The organism is Glaciecola punicea, assembly GCF_001756615.1.
GTDB lineage: Bacteria > Pseudomonadota > Gammaproteobacteria > Enterobacterales > Alteromonadaceae > Glaciecola > Glaciecola punicea.
The window spans coordinates 176828-197131 of record NZ_LZXY01000004.1 but is presented as its reverse complement, the minus strand read 5'-3'; the positions used below and the strand labels follow the sequence as shown (position 1 = coordinate 197131).

Here is a 20304-nt window from a genome sequence, read left to right as displayed (position 1 = left end):
CTTTTAACTATTAGAAACTTCTATACACTCGTCTCCATTGAACCAAGGCTTCGTGCCGCCACCAGGCATTTAGCGCTACCTTACAAATACAAAATTCGGGAGAAGTCGTATGCAACAAGACCAAAACTCACCAGCCGGCAAGTGTCCTTTCATGCATGGCAGCAATACCACAGTAGGCGGTGACGGCACCAAGAATATAGACTGGTGGCCAAACCAACTAAATATCAGAATTTTGCATCAAAACGATAAAAAAACGAATCCTTTAGGGGAGAGTTTTGACTACCAAGCCGCTTTTAACAAACTTGACCTAAACACGCTTAAAAATGACATTGAAAAAATGCTGACCGATTCCAAAGATTGGTGGCCAGCCGACTATGGTCACTACGGACCTTTCATGATCAGAATGGCATGGCATGCAGCAGGCACATATCGCGAAGGCGACGGGCGCGGCGGTTCTGGTAGTGGTAATCAGCGTTTTGCACCTTTAAACAGCTGGCCCGACAACGGCAATCTTGACAAAGCGCGCCGCTTGCTTTGGCCGATAAAACAACAGTACGGCAGTAGCTTGTCATGGGCCGACTTATTTATTTTAACCGGTAACGTAGCGCTAGACTCGATGGGCTTAAAAACCTTCGGCTTTGGCGGTGGCAGACAAGACATATGGGAGCCTGAAGAAGACATATACTGGGGCAGCGAAAAGAAATGGCTGGATAACAAGCGCTATAGCGGCGAACGCGAGCTAGCACAGCCTTTAGCCGCGGTGCAAATGGGCCTTATTTATGTTAATCCAGAAGGACCCGACGGCAACCCTGACCCGCTTGCATCTGCCAAAGATATTCGCGAAACCTTTGCGCGCATGGCTATGAATGACTACGAAACCGTTGCCTTAACTGCAGGCGGGCACACTTTTGGAAAAAGTCACGGCGCTGCCCCCGACTTGCACCACGGGCCGGAGCCTGAAGCTGCCCCTATTGAGCAAATGGGACTTGGTTGGAAGAACAATTTCAAATCAGGTAAAGGACGCGACACCATCACCAGTGGCATTGAAGGCGCATGGACACCCACACCAACGAAGTGGGACATGAGTTATTTTGATATGCTGTTTGGCTATGAGTGGGAATTAACCACCTCGCCAGCAGGCGCAAAACAATGGCAAGCGATAGATCTTAAAACACAAGATCATGCCCCCGACGTTGAAGACGCCAGCATAAAACTGGATATTATGATGACCACTGCCGACATGGCCATGAAAATGGATCCTGAGTATCGTAAAATTTCAGCGCATTTTCATAAAAACCCACAAGAGTTTGCCGATGCTTTCGCACGTGCTTGGTTTAAGTTAACCCACCGCGACATGGGTCCAAAATCGCGTTATTTAGGCAGTGATGTGCCCAAGGAAGACTTAATTTGGCAAGATCCGTTGCCTGTTAGAGATTACGACTTAGTCAGCGAGCAAGACCTTAAACAGTTAAAACTAACAATTGCACACAGCGGTTTGTCTATGAATGAAATGGTGTATACCGCATGGTCATCGGCGTCTACTTTTAGAGGTTCAGATGCAAGAGGCGGCGCTAATGGCGCAAGAATAAGATTTGCCCCGCAAAAAGATTGGGACGTAAATCAGCCGGAGCAACTAGCGAAAGTGTTAGCAGTACTGCAAAAAATACAGATCTCGTTTAATGCCAATGCGGATAACAAACAGGTTTCTATTGCCGATTTGATTGTGCTTGCAGGTGCGGTGGGTATTGAAAAAGCAGCAAGCAATACGGGAGTAGACATCACGGTGCCGTTTGCCCCAGGCAGAGTGGATGCACTTGAGGAGCAAACAGATGTAGCGTCATTTGACGTGCTTGAACCAATAGCCGATGGTTTTAGAAATTACCAAAAACAGCGCTTTACGGCTTCAAGCGAAGAGCTACTCTTAGACAAGGCGCAGCTACTAACCTTAACCGCGCCTGAAATGACAGTCTTAGTCGGCGGAATGCGTGCTATTGGCGTTAACTTCCAAGAAACCAAGTACGGCATGTTTGGCAGCGAAGGCGGTAAATTAAACAACGCATTTTTTACCCACTTACTCGATATGAACATAACGTGGACACCCAATAATGGACATGCGCAGTATTTTACAGGCAAAGACACTAGCAAAGAAGGGGCGAAATATATCGCAAGTCGCGCAGACTTAATGTTTGGCGCCAACTCTTTGCTTCGCGCTGTTAGTGAGGTGTATGCACAAGATGACGCTACAGAGAAGTTTGTGAGAGACTTCGTAATGGCGTGGAATAAAGTGATGAATGCCGACAGATTTGATATAGCCTAGGCCCTAATAGGCTATCTTAGAAAAAACAGCGAGCCTAATCATATTTGACCAGGCTCGTTTTTTTTGCCAGTTTCGCTGGCCAAAGCACCGCGTGCTAGTAATTGATGACATGGGTCAGTAGACCATCAAAAATGATGCGCTAAGTCTGCCAACCGCCCTTATAAAACCACTTTTTTTTGGGCGCAAAAAAAGCAATCCTTGAAACTTACCTTTTTTATGCACAGATAAGGTGTCGGCTATTTTGAATAGTGTAAGCAAGACACTGTTTTAATGAGTAAGCGGATCTGAGCCCGACTTATCTGGGTTGTAGTTTTCATAACGAGCGGCCTTATAAAACATTATAAGCGCCGCCACTACTGTAACTTGTACAAACAACGACACCATAAAGAAGGCGGCACCAAGGCCAATGCTGCTCGACACAAACATCACCCCAACATGACTAAAAAATGCAATAAAGGTAACCGCAAAAAGTACATAAAGCTCTTCTAGCTTGACTATATTCTTGCCAGCGTGAAGTAACTTAGCATATACTAAATAATAAAAAAGCGCGGGTAAAAACGAAAGAATGCCGCTAGATATTGCCAATGTCTTTAGTGTGCTTTTTCTGTTCATGGTAATTTTCCGAAATTTAAGAAGTGTGACGCAATGGTATCATTTTACGCTACATACAATAAATTGAAACTCGTAATATACTGCAGGATTAGCAGTTTAAAATTGCTAGCATCACAACAGTGCACAATGTCACGACAAAGACAGCTGATAAACACATATATTCACCGCGCTAGCAAGGTTAAGAGAATCCACATTAGCAGTGCCTGGTATTGTAAAGGCATCAGCATTGCATTGCGCTAACGCGTGAAGCGGAACACCGCGCCCTTCGTTACCAAACAAATAGCAGTCGTAGTTTGCAAAAACGGCCGCGCTTATTTTTTTGCCCTGCATATCTAAATAAGCAAACGTAGTAAAGCGAGCTTGTAAATCATTAAGCGAAACATCAAGCTCAATAGGCACATGAAAAATAGCGCCCATGCTAGCTCGCACTACCTTTGGGTTAAACGGATCGACACTGTCGGGGCTAAGCAGTAAGCGAAAATTGCCAAACCAGGCTAAGCTTCTTAAAATTGTGCCTAAATTGCCAGGATCTTGAATTTCGTGCAAATAAATACAGCGCTCATCTTGTTTGATAGCCGTTTTTTTATTACTTAATGCTGGTAAACGCACGCATGCAACGATCCCCTGCGGTGTTTTGGTGTCACTAATGTGGCTCATTTGTTTTTGATTAATGACAGATATACTGAAGCCTGCGTTTAAAGCATTCGCCCACGGCTCATGCTCTTGGGTAACGAAAAGCTTTATTGGTGTAGCGATAGCGCCTTTTTTTAATGCGTTTTGTAGTTCAAGAACAAGATGTTCGCCTTCTACAAGGTAGCAACCTAACTGCGTACGGTATTTTTTTTGGTGCAGCTTTTTAACATCGTCCAGTTTCATATACTTTTGCCTTCACCTCTTTTTTGCACCCATTGTGTGTGCAGAATTAGCTTATTAGCGCCTATCACGTCGTGTCCTATTAATAATTTAGCACATCTAAAACCTTCAGATCTTTATCGCAATATCGTAGCACTTAGCCGAGATCAAGTCAGGTATAAAACTAAATACAGAACAAAAAAGCAGGTTCAATAGCACTACTGGCGCGCATAAACGCTTTATATAAACTGAGAATAAAGAAACAATCAAAGTCTTATTGAATTTGCAAATTCAATAAGCGGCCCTACAATGAGGTACGTTTTAAATACTACGAAGCTAATGCACTTTATGGCGCGATCAAAAACTAGCAAAAAATGGCTCGACGAACACGTTAACGACCCCTATGTTAAAAAAGCAAAAGCCGACGGTTATCGTTCACGCGCCAGCTATAAACTTATTGAGCTTAATGAAAAAGATAAGCTCTTTAGGCCCGGTAATATTGTTATGGATTTAGGCTCGGCGCCTGGAGGATGGTCGCAAATTGTGGCGCCCTTGGTAGGTGAAAGGGGCGGCGTTATTGCCTCTGACATTCTGCATATGGATTCAATAATAGGCGTAACATTCATTCAAGGTGACTTTACTGACGAAGCCGTTTACGCACAGATTCTAAGCACTTTAAACGGCCAAAAGGCCGATGTGGTGATGTCTGACATGTCACCTAACCTCAGCGGGGTAGCTACCACCGACCAGTATTCGTCAATATACCTTGTAGAGCTAGCGCTCGATATGGCCAGAAACGTATTAACACCCGGTGGCAGCTTCTGCGCCAAAGTGTTTCAAGGTGTGGGCTATGAGGAATACGTAAAAGACGTACGCACGTCTTTTGACAAAGTCGTTGTGCGCAAGCCTGCTGCGTCAAGACCAAGGTCTCGCGAAGTTTATATTGTGGGTAAAGGCTTTAAAAGGTAAAGCAAGGTAAAAGTATGTGAAGTGGTCACAAGGTAATGGGTTCAGATCCCCTTTACCTTTTTTTAAGCCCTTTACTTTTCCAGCAGCGGCAATTTACCTACCACAGTCTTCCATTCATCGGCATCGTCTGACGCGTCTTTTATCTCAGTAATATTTGGCCACTGCTGACACAATTGCGCATTAATGTCCAAAAACGCCTCTTGATCGTCAGGAAGCTCAGTGTCTTGATAAATTGCATCCACCGGGCATTCGGGTACGCATAGGGCGCAGTCGATGCAGATAACAGGATCGATCACTAAAAAGTTAGGGCCTTCAAAGAAAGCGTCTACTGGGCACACGGCAACGCAGTCGGTGTATTTGCATTTAATGCAGCTGTCGGTTACTACAAAGGTCATATTGGCTAATCATCAAAGGTTAGAGGGAATGAATGGTTAAAAATGAACATGTAAATGTAAAGAAGCCAAAATGAGGAGAATTTCCTCGCTCGACCACGATATAATAAAGTAGCGCACTCAAAACACAAGTTTCTTTGTTAATGGCTTGGCAGTCACACTAGGCTATCTAAAAAAGACGAAGTGATTTAAAATACTGTTCACCTACAGACAGGCTGTTAGGCGACCTTAAGAGTAAGTACACTATGCTGCGGTTAACTGACATTAAACTCCCCCTTGATCACGATGAACATGCAATTGAGCAAGCTATTTTAGGCAAACTTAAGATTAGCAAAAGCCAGTTGCTGTCATTTGATATGTTCAAGCGCGGGTATGATGCACGCAATAACCGCAACATTATGCTAATTTACACGCTCGACATTGAGGTAACAGACCAAGAGAACTTGCTTGCTGAGTTTACTAACGATCCACACGTGCGCCTTACCCCAGACATGAGCTACAAATTTGTCGCTCAAGCACCCGCGCAACTTAGCCATCGCCCGGTGGTGGTTGGCCTTGGCCCATGTGGCTTATTTGCGGCGCTAATTTTAGCACAAATGGGTTTTAAGCCTATTATAATAGAGCGCGGCAAAGAAGTACGCGAACGCACTAAAGACACATTTGGCTTTTGGCGTAAGCAAGCGCTTAATCCTGAGTCGAACGTGCAGTTTGGCGAAGGCGGCGCCGGCACCTTTTCCGACGGTAAACTTTACAGCCAAGTAAAAGACCGCAAACACTACGGCCGCAAAGTACTGCACGAATTTGTGGCGGCAGGCGCGCCCGCAGAAATAATGTATGTCAGCAAACCCCATATTGGCACCTTCAAACTGGTCAATATGGTCGAAAAAATGCGCAAAGAAATAATAGCTTTAGGCGGCGAGTTTCGCTTCAGCACAAAGGTTGAAAAATTAGATTTAAACGAAGATAAGGAAATTCAAGGCCTACACTTATCTGGCGGCAACTACCTAGCCTGCAGGCACGTTATTTTAGCCATTGGCCACAGCGCGCGCGATACCTTCACCGCACTTTACGAGCAGGGCGTGTATATAGAAGCTAAGCCTTTTTCAGTAGGCTTTCGCATTGAACACGAACAAAGCATGATAGATGAGAGTCGCTTTGGCGATAACGCGGGCAACCCCATTTTGGGCGCTGCCGACTATAAGCTAGTTCACCACTGCAAAAATGGCCGCACGGTCTATAGTTTTTGCATGTGCCCCGGCGGCACCGTTGTCGCCGCAGCGTCTGAGCCCGGCAGAGTGGTCACCAACGGCATGAGCCAATATTCACGACACGAACGAAACGCCAACAGCGCTATTGTAGTAGGCATTACCCCTGAAGAAGATTACCCCGGCAATCCTTTAGCGGGAATTGAACTACAGCGCAGTCTAGAAGAGCTGGCCTTTAGTGCAGGCGGCGAAAACTACCACGCGCCCGCCCAGCTAATTGGTGATTTTTTGGCAGGCAAAGCAAGCGCCGAAATTGGTGGCGTTAAACCATCTTATACGCCGGGTATTACGCTGGGCGATTTAAGCAAAGTGGTGCCAGATTACGTGACCAAAGCTATTCGCGAGGCCATTCCTGCTTTTGAACGCCAGGTTAAGGGCTTTGCAAAAGCAGACGGTTTATTAACGGGCGTTGAAACCCGCACCTCATCTCCTATTTGCATTAAACGCGACGCCAACTATCAAAGTGTAAATATTAAAGGCCTATATCCTGCAGGCGAAGGCGCCGGCTATGCAGGCGGTATTTGGTCGGCGGGTATAGACGGCATTCGCGTTGCCGAGGCCGTAGCACTAGATTATATGAGCACGCATTAATCGATGATGCGTTAGTGCGCTAGTGCTAACATTAATTTAACTAAACATCTTTGCTCACGGCTGCTAAGATAAGCGTTGATTATTCAAGCGCAAATTACTTTTTTTTATTACTACTGATTCGTTTTTAGGTTGTCCATGGCTATCCCACTACCCCCAAAGTTAGAAAAGTATTTTAATCGTCTGTCGATAAAGAGCCGGTTTTTTAACAAGTTACTCAGCTTCTTTTTTATGCCCTTTGTATCTAAAAGTGGCTTAAGAATGAATTTCGTTGAAGATGACTACTATGCAATTTTGCCAAAAAGACGAATGAACCTGAACTGGTACGGGACCATGGCCGGCGGCGCTATTTTAGGTAATTCAGAATTAGCCGCAGGTTCGTATTTGTTTATGTTAAGTAAAGGTGAATATCGCATGATTTGCACCCGCTTAAATTATCGCTTTTTACTGCCAAGCATAGACGCCATCATGTACAAAGCCTATGTAGATTTAGAAGAGCTGGCTGAAAAAATTAAAGAAGGTGGTAAGTTCAATATAGAAATGACCATAAAAGTATTCAGAACGAATAAAAACAAGGCCACTCGCCGAATTGGCTCTGGTACTATAAGCTTTCATATGTGGCCGATAGGTACTTAACTTTGTCAACAACTTTACAATATGGTTTCTATTTAGCCTGCTCGTGGCTGTGGTGTTTAGGTGGGTTTTTCCCTTTGATATTAGGCCGAGACTATGGCTGGCCAGCATTAGCCGCCTTCACTGTGTTTAACGTAGGAGGCGCTATGGCAATGGGGTTTTACTTCAAAAACCGCAGTCAACAACAAGATTTTGAAAATACCCACAAACCTGCTATCGCAATTTTCTCTTACATTACCCTCGCCTATCAGCTATTTTTTATGGCTTGGCTTGGCGCCGTTATTGGCCAGGTATTGCTGCTGCCAGCGGTACTACTTATTGCCTTTGTTATATACCACACAAAAAAAGTGATCACATATTGGGCACAAGCATTTTATGTACTGTCTATTGGTTTGTTTGTGGGCTTTTTAGGCAGTGATTGGCCGCCTGTTGAAATCAGTGCAAAAGGCTATTGGCCGCATGCTTTGTTACCCTTAGCCATTGGCTTTATATTTTCTCCTTACCTAGACATTACTTTTCACCGCGCCTTTAAAGACAGTAAAAATCCTAAAATGAGTTTTTTAATAGGCTTTGGTGTTTTGTTTTTAAGCCTGTTGGGATTTGTGTTTTTCTATGCCACCAGCTTAGGCAATGTTTTCTTCAACCAAGCAATACCAGCGGCTATTATTTATCCAGTAGTAGGCTTTTTGGTTTTACAAATAGGCTTTACTGTGGCTGCCCACGCGAGCGAGTTAAGTACTCAGCGATACTTAAAACCAGGCTTACTGGGCAGTTCAATAGCGGTTTTTTCTGTGTTTTGCATTGGCTTATTAACAATGATCAAAGACAGCTCTATACCTTGGGTAAATTTGCCATTAGAAGAAACCTTGTATAAAACCTTCCTCTTCTTTTATAGCCTAGTATTTCCCCTTTACTTGCTATTAGGTAAGTCAAAGCCACTCTTTTTATGGGTACTAGCAATATGCACCCCTGCTTACTCAATAGGCTTTTTGATAGGTGGCGAGCACAGCTATAGCTTAACCATTGGCGTTGCTATTATAGCGACCGTGGTGGTGGTAAAGCGCCAAGCCCAGGTTTAGGCTTCGACATTACAGCATAAGTAAGTCGCAAATTGGCCACTGGCAGTTCTTGTGATTATGCTTGGCCTTTTGCTAGGCTGTCGTTTAGTACACTAACCTTATGCTAAAAAGTTTGCTAGAATACTGGTTTTTCATACAGTGAACCTTCATGATTGTATATATCGCCGAAAAGCCCAGTTTAGGCCGAGCAATAGCCACCGGATTTAGCGGCCGTCAGCAAAAGCGTGACGGCTACATTGAGCTAAACAATGGTGACTGTATAACATGGTGTATAGGACACTTATTGGAGCAAGCCGAGCCTGACAAATACGATCCCGCCTTTGGCAAATGGTCTTTTACACATCTGCCCATTGTGCCCAGTAAATGGCAACTTGTGCCTAAAAAAAACACCCAGAAACAACTTAGTGTAGTTAAACGCTTACTCAAAAGCGCCACCCATATCGTAAACGCAGGCGACCCCGACCGTGAAGGCCAATTATTGGTAGACGAGGTCATTACTTACTGCGGTGTTAAACCGGCCATCATAGAAAGCGCTGGGCGTTTATTAATAAACGATTTAAACACCAGCGCGGTTAAAACTGCCTTGCAAAACATACGCACTAATAGTGAATTTATAGGCCTGTCAATATCAGCTCTAGCAAGGTCTCGCGCCGACTGGCTGTATGGTTTAAATTTAACTCGCGCCTATACTCTACTGGGGCAACAAGGGGGATACAGCGGCGTACTGTCAGTAGGACGAGTGCAAACACCGGTGTTAGGCTTAGTGGTGAGACGCTGCCAGGATATCGCCCATTTCGTGTCAAAACCCTTTTATGAAGTGCTCGCCACCCTCGAAACCACAGACAAAGCAGTCTTTACTGCTAAATGGCAGCCAAGTAAAGCCTGCGAACCTTATCAAGACGAAGAAGGCCGGATTATATCACGCAAACTTGCACAGACCGTGGTGAATAAGACTCAAGGGCAAAAAGCAAGGGTGAGTGCTTATAAAGTGCAAAGCAGACAAAGCCCCCCACCGTTACCCTTTAGTCTGTCCGTTTTACAAATAGAAGCTTCCAAACGTTTTAACCTATCGCCCAAAACAGTATTAGACCTGTGTCAGTCTTTGTACGAAAAGCACCAGTTAATTACCTACCCTCGTTCTGATTCTCGTTATTTACCCAAAGAACAGTTTAGCCAAGCTCCAGCCATTTTAACTGTTATTAAAAGCAATGAACCAAGCTTTACAAGCATGGTAAACAATGCCAATTCAAAGCTAAAATCTAAGGCTTGGGATGATAGCAAGGTTGAAGCTCACCACGCGATTATACCCACTACTCGCAAAAAGCCGACCGCCAGTTTAACTAACGATGAAGCAAAAATTTATAAGTTAATTGCCACACAGTATCTCATGCAGTTTTATGGGCCACATAAGTATCAAGAGCAAGTGGCTAAGGTTGATATTGCAGGGGGTGAGTTTTTAGCAAAAGGTAAAACCAACACCGATTTAGGTTGGTTGGCCCTAAGCAATAATGACAGCAACAAAACACAAACTGCGCTGCCAAGCTTAACTAAAGACGAGATATTGCGGTGTACTGACTCATCGCTACTAGAGAAACAAACCTCTGCGCCAAAGCATTTCACCGAAGCGACTTTATTAGCTGCCATGACAGGAATAGCACGATATGTGCAAAACAGTGAAATTAAGAAAATTCTGAAAGAGACCGACGGCCTTGGTACCGAAGCCACGCGTGCCTCAATTATCGATTTACTCTTTAAACGCCAGTTTATGCAAAAAGTGGGAAAAGAAATTCATGCCACGCAAACTGGAAGCGCGTTAATAAACGCCTTACCAAGTGAAACTACGCATCCTGACATGACCGCTATTTGGGAGGCAGACTTGACCAAAATAGCGCATCAGCAACTGCGCTATGAAGCCTTTATGAAGCCTTTAACTGAATCTATAACACAGTTAATAAACAGCAGCCAGCAGCTTGATACCAGCAAGTTCGCAGGTTTGAAAAGCGTAAAGCCAGTCGCAAAGAAGCGCTTCTACAAAAAGAAATCTTAATTGTATTGATTCGAAAACGGACAGGCACACAAATAGTTTGTTTACATATGCGCGGGAAATACTAGTAAAAAAGTAAGCGTTTAAGCAGTAAATAAGGCTGCTAATAGCCCTATAAAGCCCCCAAACACGCCGCCCCATACCACTAGCCAGCCCAAGTGCTTTTTAATCATGGTTTGTATAATATCTTTCACCATTGTAGGCGTTAGTTCATTTAAACGCTGCTGCACTATTTGGCTGACTTTTTCATGCAGGTCGTGCGGCATATCCGATTGAGTCAACTCTTCTTGTAATAATTGTGCAAACTTAGGATCTTGCGTAATTTCAGTTAATGATAGCGCCATCTTATCGACAAAAGGCTGACGCATAGGCTCTAAGGCTTCAACGCCGCCAATCATGCCCAGCATTTGACCAAATGAAGAGGCTTTGATAAGCTCTACCAACGAATCGAATGTAGGCGATAAGTCTACTTTTTTGATAACTGGGCTTAGGTCTACGTTGGTAATTTGCTTGCTTTGTGTTAAAAAACGGTCAATATTTTCTTGGCTGAAAAACTGCTCCATTACTAAGGAGCGAATACCGCTCTTAAAGTCTTCAAAGCGTGCCGGTATGACGCCTGAACCGTACAATCCAGGTACCTTTTCAAATAGCATGTGCACCGCTATCCAGTTGGTGAGCGCGCCCGACACTGCGAACAAGCCGACTGTTTTAATGATATCGTTGTTCACAATAAAGCCAAGCGTCACGAGCCCTAAGGCGAGAGCATTGGTGATGATGCTTTTATTCAAAAAAAGACTCCATGGTTGAGTAAATTCGTGTACTCATGACCCAGTAATTATATACGCCGGCTTATGATCACGTATTTAAAATCATGTATTTATGTTTAAGTATCTAGGTTCAGCATGGTTTATATCAGTTAAAAAAACGCTGTCAATATTTGCTATCAAGAAAATCAGTGAAATCACTAAATAAAGCCAAGGTAGCTCCTTTTACTCACAATATGCTACTGCCTGATTAGCAAGTAGTGTAAGCTACTAAAGAGCCAATATTCTTAACAAGGACATATTAATGAAAAAGTTTCTGACCGCCATTATTGCCATTTTCGCCATAGCATTTTCTCTAAGCGCTGGGGCTTTAGTCCAAGAAAAAATTGAATATAAGACGTTTGATGACAATATACAAGTCATTGACGTTCGCACCGATGCCGAATTTAACGAAGGCCATCTTTCACAAGCCCTGCACATTCCTCACACAACCATGCTGCAAGGAGAAGGCTTCGCTGACTTAGACAAAACAAAGCCCGTCGTATTGTATTGTCGCACTGGTGGTCGTGCTGGGCAGGCTAAAGCATTTTTGGAAGATCAAGGTTTTACTGATGTGACAAACGCTGGCGGTATTAGCGAACTGATTATTCCTACAGATAAGACGCGCGAATAAGAGCTTAAACACAGCGCAATATTGCGAGTGGCTTGATTTTTTTCAGCAGTGTAAAATACAAAAAGGCCATGTAACGTAGAACGCTACATGGCAATCGCTCGGGAGCGGTGAACTAAGATTTATTGTTAATTACCCAGTGATTTTTGCACTGCTATCATTTCATCATGCATCGTTTAGGCCTTTGCTCTTAGGGCCGTCAATATGCTTATGGCACCAGCAAACTGCTCAGCGTCATTGGACGCGCCGCTGTAAAATCGGTGCCTGATTTCATTACCTGAATTATATCACTTACTTTTTGCACTTTTTGGGTCTGGTTTGACATATCTGTTCCTGTAATTAAATTTTTGTCATGAGCCGCAGACACATACTATTGTTTAGCAAGTAGCGTTCCTAAATAATCGAAGCTTAAACCGCTGAATTTGCGAGAGTATTACGAAATCTTATTTATATTATAATGCGTTGACCAGTCGAATTTACAAAAACTAAGTAGAATTTACACAGCTGTTTTACTTCGTTTTACAATTGCTGAAATTGAGCAACAGCGTTAGTATGTAAGCCTCAATCAAGACTCCCGTCCCCAACTAAAGATAACGCTATGCATCTGATTTGTTTTGACTTAGACGGCACGCTATTAAACGATGCGTCTGAAATATCGATATTTACCAAAGAAACGCTAGGCCTGTTAAAAGAAAATGATATTGCCTACACGGTAGCCACAGGACGTACTATGCTCTCGGCCCGCGGTATTGTTGCCGGACATGAATTCAACTTGCCCCAAATATATAATAATGGGGTAGCGGTGTGGGATCCTAAAATTGAACAGCTTACGCTTGATAACTTGCTCAGTAAGGCTGAAATTTCAACCGTTATCAATGTTGCGCTTGCCCAAGGCATTGCCCCTTTTGTGAACACCATAGATAGACACGATAGTAACGAAAATCATCACTTTATTTTTCATTCACTAACCCATCACGAGGTAGAAAAAGACTTAGTGAATAAATATTATTCGCGCACCGATGCCAAATTGATGCCGCTACAAGCGCTGCCGGAAAATAGCAGAGTCACGAATATAAGTATGATTGGTTTGGCCGAGCCTATCCATAAGATGTGGTTAGAACTAAATGCGCACGAAAATTTAATTGCTTATTCTGGTCCCGCTTTGGAAGGGAAAAAATACAGATGGATGGATGTTCATCACTGCCTAGCCAATAAAGGCAGTGCTGTTATTAACTTGAAAGAGCAGCTAGGGGCCAGCAATGTTATTTGTTTTGGTGACAGCGACAATGACATGAGTATGTTTGCTCTTGCCGATGAGAGCTATGCTCCAGAAAATGCAACGACCGACATTAAACAGGCCGCTAGCGCAGTTATTGGCCACAATCACAAAGACGGCATAGCGCATTTCTTGCGTGAGCGTTTCTCACTATAAGGCAGCTTTTATATACAATGAATAGTATATCGTGTGAAGTACTCGAATTTGACAAGCAATTATTTGATACGGTAAGAAGCGTAAATATTTTAAGCGCCGTTAACCCTGTAAATTTTCAAGCGCAAAAGCAGGCCTTTTTTGACAGCCACTTCTCTACGCAGCCCGACTTTAGCTATTTGGCTAGAACGGTGGATGTATTTGCAACAAAAAGACAATTGTTTACCCTTCCCCTTGAGGCTGTTATTGATGAAGATCTTCACAAAATCTACTTTGATACGATTAACAGCTATGTAGACAAAGTTGACCAGTTTAACTCCATAGGCACGCCCGATTTCATGTACGACTCTTTGCGTTATTTTGGCGAACCAACAGCCAAGGATATTAGCAACGCACGCTTCATTTTGCACTTGCCTGGCAACGTGAATGAAGAAAACGAAACGCTGTTAAGCTTAGATCAAATAGTTAATGTTTTGAGTGAATTTGCTAGTAACAATAACTTGCAGCACACCATGAAAGTGGAAGACAATATGGTGGCAAACGCAATAGCCGCAGGCACCACTATAAAGGTCAATAAAAATGCGCAGCTATCGCTAAGCAACACAAGCGCACTGGCGCATCATGAAATAGGCGTGCACTTAGTCACCACCCTCAATGCACGCGCGCAACCTTTAAGAATTCTTGAAGTAGGCAACCCCTTAAATACCATGACACAAGAAGGTTTGGCGATATTAAGCGAGTACTTATCAGATAATCTCACCATTAACCGCTTGAAGATACTAGCGCTAAGGGTAGTGGCCGTTGCGTCAATGATAAAAGAAAGAAGCTTTAGAAGGACTTTTTCACTGCTTAAAGAAGAATACGGCGCGGCCGATGAACTCGCTTTTTCAGTCTGTGCCAGAATATACAGAGGCGGCGGCTTTGTTAAAGATTATTTGTATCTGCAGGGCTTTCACACCATGCTCCACGCTTATGAGAACGAGCCTAATTTCAATTTGCTCTTTACAGGCAAAGCCTCAATTAATTACCTACCTCATATTAGCCGCTTGGTAGAAAAAGGCATATTGAATGAGCCTGAACACATTTCGCCTATATTCAAACAGCCTAACGAGTTAAACGAAATAAAACAGTTCATTGCTCACGCTATAAAATAAAAGCAGCTTGAAGAAAGCTACTTTTAATCCCGTACCACCTCATATTCGGGCACCACGTTGTCTTGCAGTTGCTCAATGTGCTGGGCTACGTCACTGGGTGTTTCGAAGATTGCTACGTGGAACATAGCGTCGCCTTCTTGCACTAAGGGGATATTCTGTTTACCAATAATAACGCCGCTTTTAGGCGCTATTAAGCTGTTTGAAAAAGTGCCGGTTGGGCTAGATATCTCAGCCAGTACTTCCCCTTTTTTAACATAGTCGCCTAATTTTTTAATGTCGCGCACCATGCCGCTTGAATCTGCTCTTATCCACGCGCTGTTATATGCTATAAAAGGCTCGACCGCTTTTGTGCGCTGCTTTCTTTTGCGGATCATACCAAGGTATGACAGTACATTAAGTATCCCTTTCAAACCCGTTTGAATAGAAAGCTCGTCAAAACGTAAAGCTTCACCCGCTTCATACAGTAATACTTTGGTGCCTGACTGCGAGGCTGACTCACGCAGCGAGCCATCTCTTAAGACCGAGTTTAACAGCAGCGGCACGCCAAATACGCGCGCCATTTCGGTCGTTTCAGGATCGCTTAAATCCGCTCTAATTTGCGGAAAATTACTGCGATGAATAGCGCCCGTGTGCAAGTCTATTCCGTAGTCGCATTTTTGCGCAATTTGGGTTAAAAACAAGTGCGCTAATCTGCCGCTTAATGAGCCTTTTGGTGAGCCCGGAAAACTGCGGTTAAGATCTCTGCGGTCGGGCATATAACGGGTTTGGTTAAGCACGCCATATACGTTTACAATCGGCACAGCGAGTAAAGTGCCCTTTATCAGTTTAAATGACTTCATTTGTAATAAACGGCGAATAATTTCAATGCCATTTAGCTCATCGCCATGTATGGCGGCGCTGATGAACATGACGGGGCCGGCTTTCCTGGCATTAATGACTTCTACCGGTATCGATATTTCTGTATCGGTGTATAAACGCGCCGCCGGCAACTCAAGCTTTACGCGAGTTCCCGGCTTTACGAAGGTGTCGCCTATTTGTATTCCTGCAGCCACAAATTAACCCTTACCAGTTGTGCGCGTAGCATGCGGTTTTGCATGCTTTTCAATGTGCGCAAAAATGAGTCCTGCAACGTCTTTTTTAGTCGCAGTTTCTATGCCTTCTAAACCAGGAGATGAGTTTACTTCCATTACCACCGGCCCACGTTCAGCGCGCAGTAAGTCAACACCGCATACGTTTAAGCCCATTATTTTAGCCGCGGCAACGGCGGTAGCGCGCTCTTTTGGCGTTAGCTTAACTAGCACCGCTGAGCCTCCTCGGTGAAGGTTTGAGCGAAACTCGCCTTCAGCGCCTTGGCGTTTCATGGCCGCAACGACCTTATCGCCCACTACAAAACAGCGAATGTCGGCGCCGCCTGCCTCTTTAATAAACTCTTGAATAAGAATGTCTGCATTTAAGCCCATGAATGCTTCAACTATCGCTTCGGCGGTTTTGGCTGTTTCAGCTAACACCACACCTATCCCTTGCGTGCCTTCTAATAGCTTAATAACGCAGGGCGCGCCGCCCACATTTTTAATTAAATCTTTTATGTTGTCAGGACGGTTGGCAAACCCTGTTCTAGGCAAGCCAATGCCTTTTCTAGACAACAACTGGGTGGAGCGTAACTTGTCTCTGGAGCGGCTTATAGCAACCGATTCATTCACGCAAAAACTGCCCGACATTTCAAACTGGCGCACAACAGCCGTGCCATAAAATGAGATAGAAGCACCGATACGCGGAATAATTGCATCATACTGAGGCAGTTCTTTACCTTTATACCTGACCACTGGACGGCTACTGGTAATGTCCATATAGCAGTGAAGCGTGTCTATTATATCGACGTCGTGACCACGGGCTTCACCAGCCTCTTTTAAACGGCGCGTGGAATAGAGATTTTTGTTTCTAGATAAAATAGCGATTTTCATTTTACTTCCGTTCTTGACTTTATATGGTGGGTAGACGTGACGGTGAAGAAAAAAGTCACAACTTATCTTACCTTACCTTAATTAGACACTACATTAGAAAGCAAAGCGACTCATTATATGTTGAGATGCCGTTATTGTATGCAAATCACCGTTAAATATGTGCGTAAAAAAAGGCCCATCATTAACGGCATTTTACGACTGTATTATTCGAATGCCTTGCTAAAGACACTTTCTCAAGGGCTTGGAACAACATCCATCAATTAAAAGACAATGAACGCTTCTTTCAATGGGTCATTACTATCGTTAGAAACAATGCCATGGATGTGTTGAGAGACAACAAAAAGAGTGATGAAATTAATGAATTATTCGCCGTGGATGAATATACCGCCCAAGTCGATGAGTTAGCTTTACGTGAAACTGAAGCTATTTTAGCGCTGCCCCGCTTAGTTAAGGCGGCTAAGAGCCGCTTGCAGTCGGCCCCGCTGCCACCAAACTGCGGCCATGCGCTGTATCAGTAAACTTCTCAAAGTTATCAACAAATAGACCCGCTAAGTTTTCTGCCTTCTCATACCAGTTTTGAGTGTCGGTGTAAGTGCCTCTTGGATCTAGGATCTCAGGTGCAATTCCAGCCAACTGAGTGGGAATGCTAAGATTAAAGATGGGTAATAATTGCTCCTCAGCCTCGTCCATGCTGCCGTCTAAAATAGCGTCTATTATGGCGCGGGTCGCTTTAATAGATATACGCTTACCGCTGCCGTTCCAACCGGTGTTTACCAGATAGGCCTGCGCGTTAACCGCCTGCATACGCCTTTCTAATACATTTGCGTACTGGGTAGGGTGCAAGGTTAAGAAGGCTGCCCCAAAGCAGCTTGAAAACGTTGGGGTTGGCTCAGTGATCCCGCGCTCAGTGCCAGCTAGTTTGGCTGTAAAGCCCGACAGTAAGTAATACTGCGCCTGCTCCGGTGTTAATTTAGCCACTGCCGGCAGTACACCAAAAGCATCAGCGGTTAAAAAGATAACTTTTTTAGCATGTCCTGCTTTAGAAATTGGTTTAACGATATTGGTAATGTGGTTAATCGGATACGACACTCTGGTGTTTTCAGTAATAGAGCTGTCACTGTAGTCAATAACGCCGGCTTCATTATGCGTCACGTTTTCAAGCAATGCGTTACGACAAATGGCGGCGTAAATATCAGGCTCTGCTTCTTGGCTTAGGTTTATTGTCTTAGCGTAGCAGCCGCCTTCTAAGTTAAATACACCGTAGTCGTCCCAGCCGTGCTCATCATCGCCAATAAGCTGTCTTTTAGGATCGGTTGAAAGCGTGGTTTTGCCGGTGCCTGACAAGCCAAAGAATATTGCCACGTCACCTTCTTTGCCTACGTTAGCACTGCAATGCATAGACGCGATTCCCTGCAGCGGCAGGTAGTAGTTCATCATCGCGAACATGCCTTTTTTCATTTCGCCGCCGTACCATGTGCCGCCAATGAGCTGGATGCGCTCAGTTAAATTAAATGCAACAAAGTTCTCTGAGTTTAGGCCTTGCGCTTGCCAGTTTGGATTGGTGGTTTTGGCGCCGTTCATAACGATAAAGTCGGGGGCAAAATCCGCTCGTTCTTGTGCGGTAGGCGTAATGAACATGTTGGTGACAAAATGTGCTTGCCAGGCAACTTCTGTGATAAAGCGCACCGACATACGCGTGTCTTGATTAGCGCCGCAAAAAGCGTCTACCACAAACAGGCGTTTGCCACTAAGCTGGTCTGTCACTAAGGTTTTAAGTTGATCCCAAGTATCTTGGGTTATAGCTTTGTTGTCGTTTTTACCTTGATCAGACCACCACAAGGTATCTTGGGTGATGCTATCTTTTACAATATATTTGTCTTTTGGAGAGCGACCCGTAAATTTACCGGTTTTAACGCAAACAGCGCCCGACTCAGTAACATCTCCCTTTTCAAACCCTGAGAGCTCGGGTTTAGTGGTTTCAGTAAACAGAGTGTCGTAGTCAGGGTTGTGTAAAATTTCAGAATTGGTATTAATATTGTATTGTTTCAACGCATCGATCAAATTCACCTAAGGCTCTCTTCATATTTAGTCAATATATGTTTTTAGTTTATAGTCTTTAGCGCAAATCCTCCACCCCTTAAGCACATACTCGCGATAAAAAGCACGAATACGTCACTGTTTACGACTAAAGTCTGTTTTCGCATTTTTAAATTGAAGAAATCGCTTTCGTATACTTACAGCGCTATGATCAAAATGCAGAAGGTTCAGGTAAAGTTAACTTTAGTACCGACGAAGGTCGGTTGCATGAATCAATTACAATGTTTATGCTAATTGGTATGAGCGCAAACATTGACGCAAACATTAACGCAAACATTAACGCAAACATTAACGCAAACATTAACGATTTCGGTTGGAAGCCAATATCTCTTGATGTTCATCTCTTCCAACCTACATTCATTACATAAAGGAAAGTAACTATGGCAACACCTACCCATTTTGACGCGCTGGTGGTTGAAGAAAACGCTGATAACACTTTCAGCAAGTACATTCGTCGAAGAGCTATAAGTGATTTACCAAGCAACGAGCTGTTAATTGAAGTGCACTATTCGTCGCTTAATTTTAAGGATGCTATGTCTGCCAGCGGCAATAAGCGTATCACCCAGCATTATCCACATACGCCCGGCATAGATGCTGCAGGCGTGGTGGTTAGCGACACTTCAAACACTTTCAAAGCGGGCCAAGAGGTGTTAGTTTTTGGCTATGATTTAGGCATGAATACCGCCGGTGGTCTTGGTCAAATGATATCAATTCCAGCAAATTGGGCGGTGCTTTGCCCAGCCACGCTTTCACTCAAAGAAGCGATGACCTATGGCACTGGCGGCTTAACCGCAGCATTGTGCATTCAAAAGTTAGAAAAAATGGGCGCGAAGCCAAGTGACGGGAAAATTGCTGTAACAGGTGCAACAGGAGGTGTAGGCAGTATGAGCGTTGCCTTGCTTGCGCAGTTAGGTTACGAGGTAGTCGCTTTTTCGGGTAAACCCGAACAAAGTGAGCATTTAAAAGCACTAGGCGCAATAGAAGTGTTGCACCGAAACACCATCGCTGAAGAAAATAGCAAACCTGCTGGCAAAGAGATATGGGCCCACGGCATCGACACTTTAGGCGGTGCATATTTAGCCAACCTGCTCAAACAACTAAAATCTGGCGGCGGGGTCGCGTCTTGTGGGCTAGCCTCTTCTCCTGAACTTGCAATGACGGTTATTCCTTTTATTACGCGCGGGGTATCGTTACTTGGAGTCGATTCGGTTTATATTTCTTTGGCTGAAAAACAACAGGTATGGAAGCGCGTTGCCACCGACATGAAGCTAGAGCAACTCGATCAGTATTGTGAAGAAATTAGCCTCGCACAAACACCTGAGTACCTAGACCGTTTCTTTGCTAGCAAAGTAGTGGGGCGATACGTGGTGAACATGCGCTAAGGAAACCGCGCTTGACGAACTTAGCTTCGATAATGGTGATTCTGCCCAAGAAGGCATGCAAACCACATTTACGCCTCGCGGCAAAGCCTTATTGAG

Annotated in this window: 17 protein-coding genes and 1 pseudogene; 11 read left to right on the top strand and 7 right to left on the bottom strand. The window is 44.2% G+C overall.

Translation table 11 applies throughout. From position 1 onward, the window contains the following. Positions 1–109: 109 nt before the first annotated feature. Positions 110–2317 carry a catalase/peroxidase HPI gene (katG, locus tag BAE46_RS06880; protein WP_070112108.1) on the top strand — a complete coding sequence of 736 codons (2208 nt, stop codon included), beginning with the start codon at positions 110–112 and terminating at the stop codon, positions 2315–2317. A 267-nt stretch (positions 2318–2584) separates the two neighbouring features. On the opposite strand, the gene BAE46_RS06875 is transcribed toward katG, so the two are convergent. Both BAE46_RS06875 and BAE46_RS06870 read right to left on the bottom strand, forming a co-directional pair. Further along, a complete protein-coding gene (locus BAE46_RS06875) occupies positions 2585–2929 on the bottom strand; it encodes a hypothetical protein (RefSeq protein WP_006005535.1) in 345 nt (114 codons plus the stop codon). 129 nt (positions 2930–3058) lie between these two features. Beyond that, complete coding sequence (locus BAE46_RS06870; protein WP_006005536.1) at positions 3059–3805, bottom strand: TrmH family RNA methyltransferase; 747 nt, start codon at positions 3803–3805, stop codon at positions 3059–3061. 324 nt (positions 3806–4129) lie between these two features. On the opposite strand from BAE46_RS06870, the gene rlmE reads away from it, so the two are divergent. Then, positions 4130–4750, top strand: a complete 621-nt coding sequence (gene rlmE / locus BAE46_RS06865; RefSeq protein WP_006005537.1) for a 23S rRNA (uridine(2552)-2'-O)-methyltransferase RlmE — start codon at positions 4130–4132, stop codon at positions 4748–4750. Positions 4751–4821: 71 nt separating this feature from the next. Here rlmE and fdxA read toward each other — a convergent pair whose 3' ends face one another. Next, a complete protein-coding gene (fdxA, locus tag BAE46_RS06860) occupies positions 4822–5145 on the bottom strand; it encodes a ferredoxin FdxA (RefSeq protein WP_070112105.1) in 324 nt (107 codons plus the stop codon). A gap of 242 nt (positions 5146–5387) precedes the next feature. Here fdxA and BAE46_RS06855 point away from each other — a divergent pair, with 242 nt between their 5' ends. The 4 genes from BAE46_RS06855 (at position 5388) to BAE46_RS06840 (ending at position 10754) form a co-directional block, all read left to right on the top strand. After that, positions 5388–6998 carry an NAD(P)/FAD-dependent oxidoreductase gene (locus tag BAE46_RS06855; protein ID WP_070112104.1) on the top strand — a complete coding sequence of 537 codons (1611 nt, stop codon included), beginning with the start codon at positions 5388–5390 and terminating at the stop codon, positions 6996–6998. Between the two features lie 135 nt (positions 6999–7133). Beyond that, on the top strand, positions 7134–7631 hold the full coding sequence (locus BAE46_RS06850) for a hypothetical protein (protein WP_006005542.1): 498 nt from the start codon (positions 7134–7136) through the stop codon (positions 7629–7631). A 2-nt stretch (positions 7632–7633) separates the two neighbouring features. Beyond that, positions 7634–8707 carry a hypothetical protein gene (locus tag BAE46_RS06845; RefSeq protein ID WP_244884993.1) on the top strand — a complete coding sequence of 358 codons (1074 nt, stop codon included), beginning with the start codon at positions 7634–7636 and terminating at the stop codon, positions 8705–8707. Positions 8708–8855: 148 nt separating this feature from the next. Beyond that, positions 8856–10754 (top strand): DNA topoisomerase III, encoded by a 1899-nt coding sequence (locus BAE46_RS06840; RefSeq protein WP_006005546.1) that lies wholly within the window; start codon positions 8856–8858, stop codon positions 10752–10754. An 80-nt stretch (positions 10755–10834) separates the two neighbouring features. On the opposite strand, the gene BAE46_RS06835 is transcribed toward BAE46_RS06840, so the two are convergent. Further along, positions 10835–11539, bottom strand: coding sequence for a DUF445 family protein (locus BAE46_RS06835; protein WP_070112101.1), 705 nt, complete (start codon positions 11537–11539; stop codon positions 10835–10837). Between the two features lie 280 nt (positions 11540–11819). Between BAE46_RS06835 and BAE46_RS06830 the strand changes: the two genes are divergently transcribed. The 3 genes from BAE46_RS06830 (at position 11820) to BAE46_RS06820 (ending at position 14768) form a co-directional block, all read left to right on the top strand. Continuing rightward, a complete protein-coding gene (locus BAE46_RS06830; protein WP_006005550.1) occupies positions 11820–12188 on the top strand; it encodes a rhodanese-like domain-containing protein in 369 nt (122 codons plus the stop codon). Between the two features lie 595 nt (positions 12189–12783). After that, a complete protein-coding gene (locus tag BAE46_RS06825) occupies positions 12784–13617 on the top strand; it encodes an HAD family hydrolase (RefSeq protein WP_006005553.1) in 834 nt (277 codons plus the stop codon). 17 nt (positions 13618–13634) lie between these two features. Beyond that, complete coding sequence (locus tag BAE46_RS06820) at positions 13635–14768, top strand: flavohemoglobin expression-modulating QEGLA motif protein (RefSeq protein WP_006005555.1); 1134 nt, start codon at positions 13635–13637, stop codon at positions 14766–14768. 23 nt (positions 14769–14791) lie between these two features. Here the strand turns inward: BAE46_RS06820 and BAE46_RS06815 are convergent, their stop codons facing one another. Then, positions 14792–15820 carry a succinylglutamate desuccinylase/aspartoacylase family protein gene (locus tag BAE46_RS06815; protein WP_006005556.1) on the bottom strand — a complete coding sequence of 343 codons (1029 nt, stop codon included), beginning with the start codon at positions 15818–15820 and terminating at the stop codon, positions 14792–14794. A gap of 3 nt (positions 15821–15823) precedes the next feature. Beyond that, entirely contained in the window at positions 15824–16729 is a 906-nt protein-coding gene (rimK, locus tag BAE46_RS06810; protein ID WP_006005558.1) for a 30S ribosomal protein S6--L-glutamate ligase, read from the bottom strand. A 227-nt stretch (positions 16730–16956) separates the two neighbouring features. Between rimK and BAE46_RS14575 the strand changes: the two are divergent. Next, positions 16957–17247 (top strand): annotated as a pseudogene (locus BAE46_RS14575) (RNA polymerase sigma factor); the annotation flags it as partial. Here the strand turns inward: BAE46_RS14575 and pckA are convergent. After that, a complete protein-coding gene (pckA, locus tag BAE46_RS06805; RefSeq protein WP_070112099.1) occupies positions 17186–18796 on the bottom strand; it encodes a phosphoenolpyruvate carboxykinase (ATP) in 1611 nt (536 codons plus the stop codon). The pseudogene BAE46_RS14575 and the gene pckA sit on opposite strands and share 62 nt — an antisense overlap. A gap of 410 nt (positions 18797–19206) precedes the next feature. Here pckA and BAE46_RS06800 point away from each other — a divergent pair, with 410 nt between their 5' ends. Then, the gene (locus BAE46_RS06800) at positions 19207–20208 is read left to right on the top strand and encodes a YhdH/YhfP family quinone oxidoreductase (protein ID WP_070112098.1); all 1002 of its coding nucleotides are present in this window, start codon (positions 19207–19209) and stop codon (positions 20206–20208) included. Positions 20209–20304 lie beyond the last annotated feature (96 nt).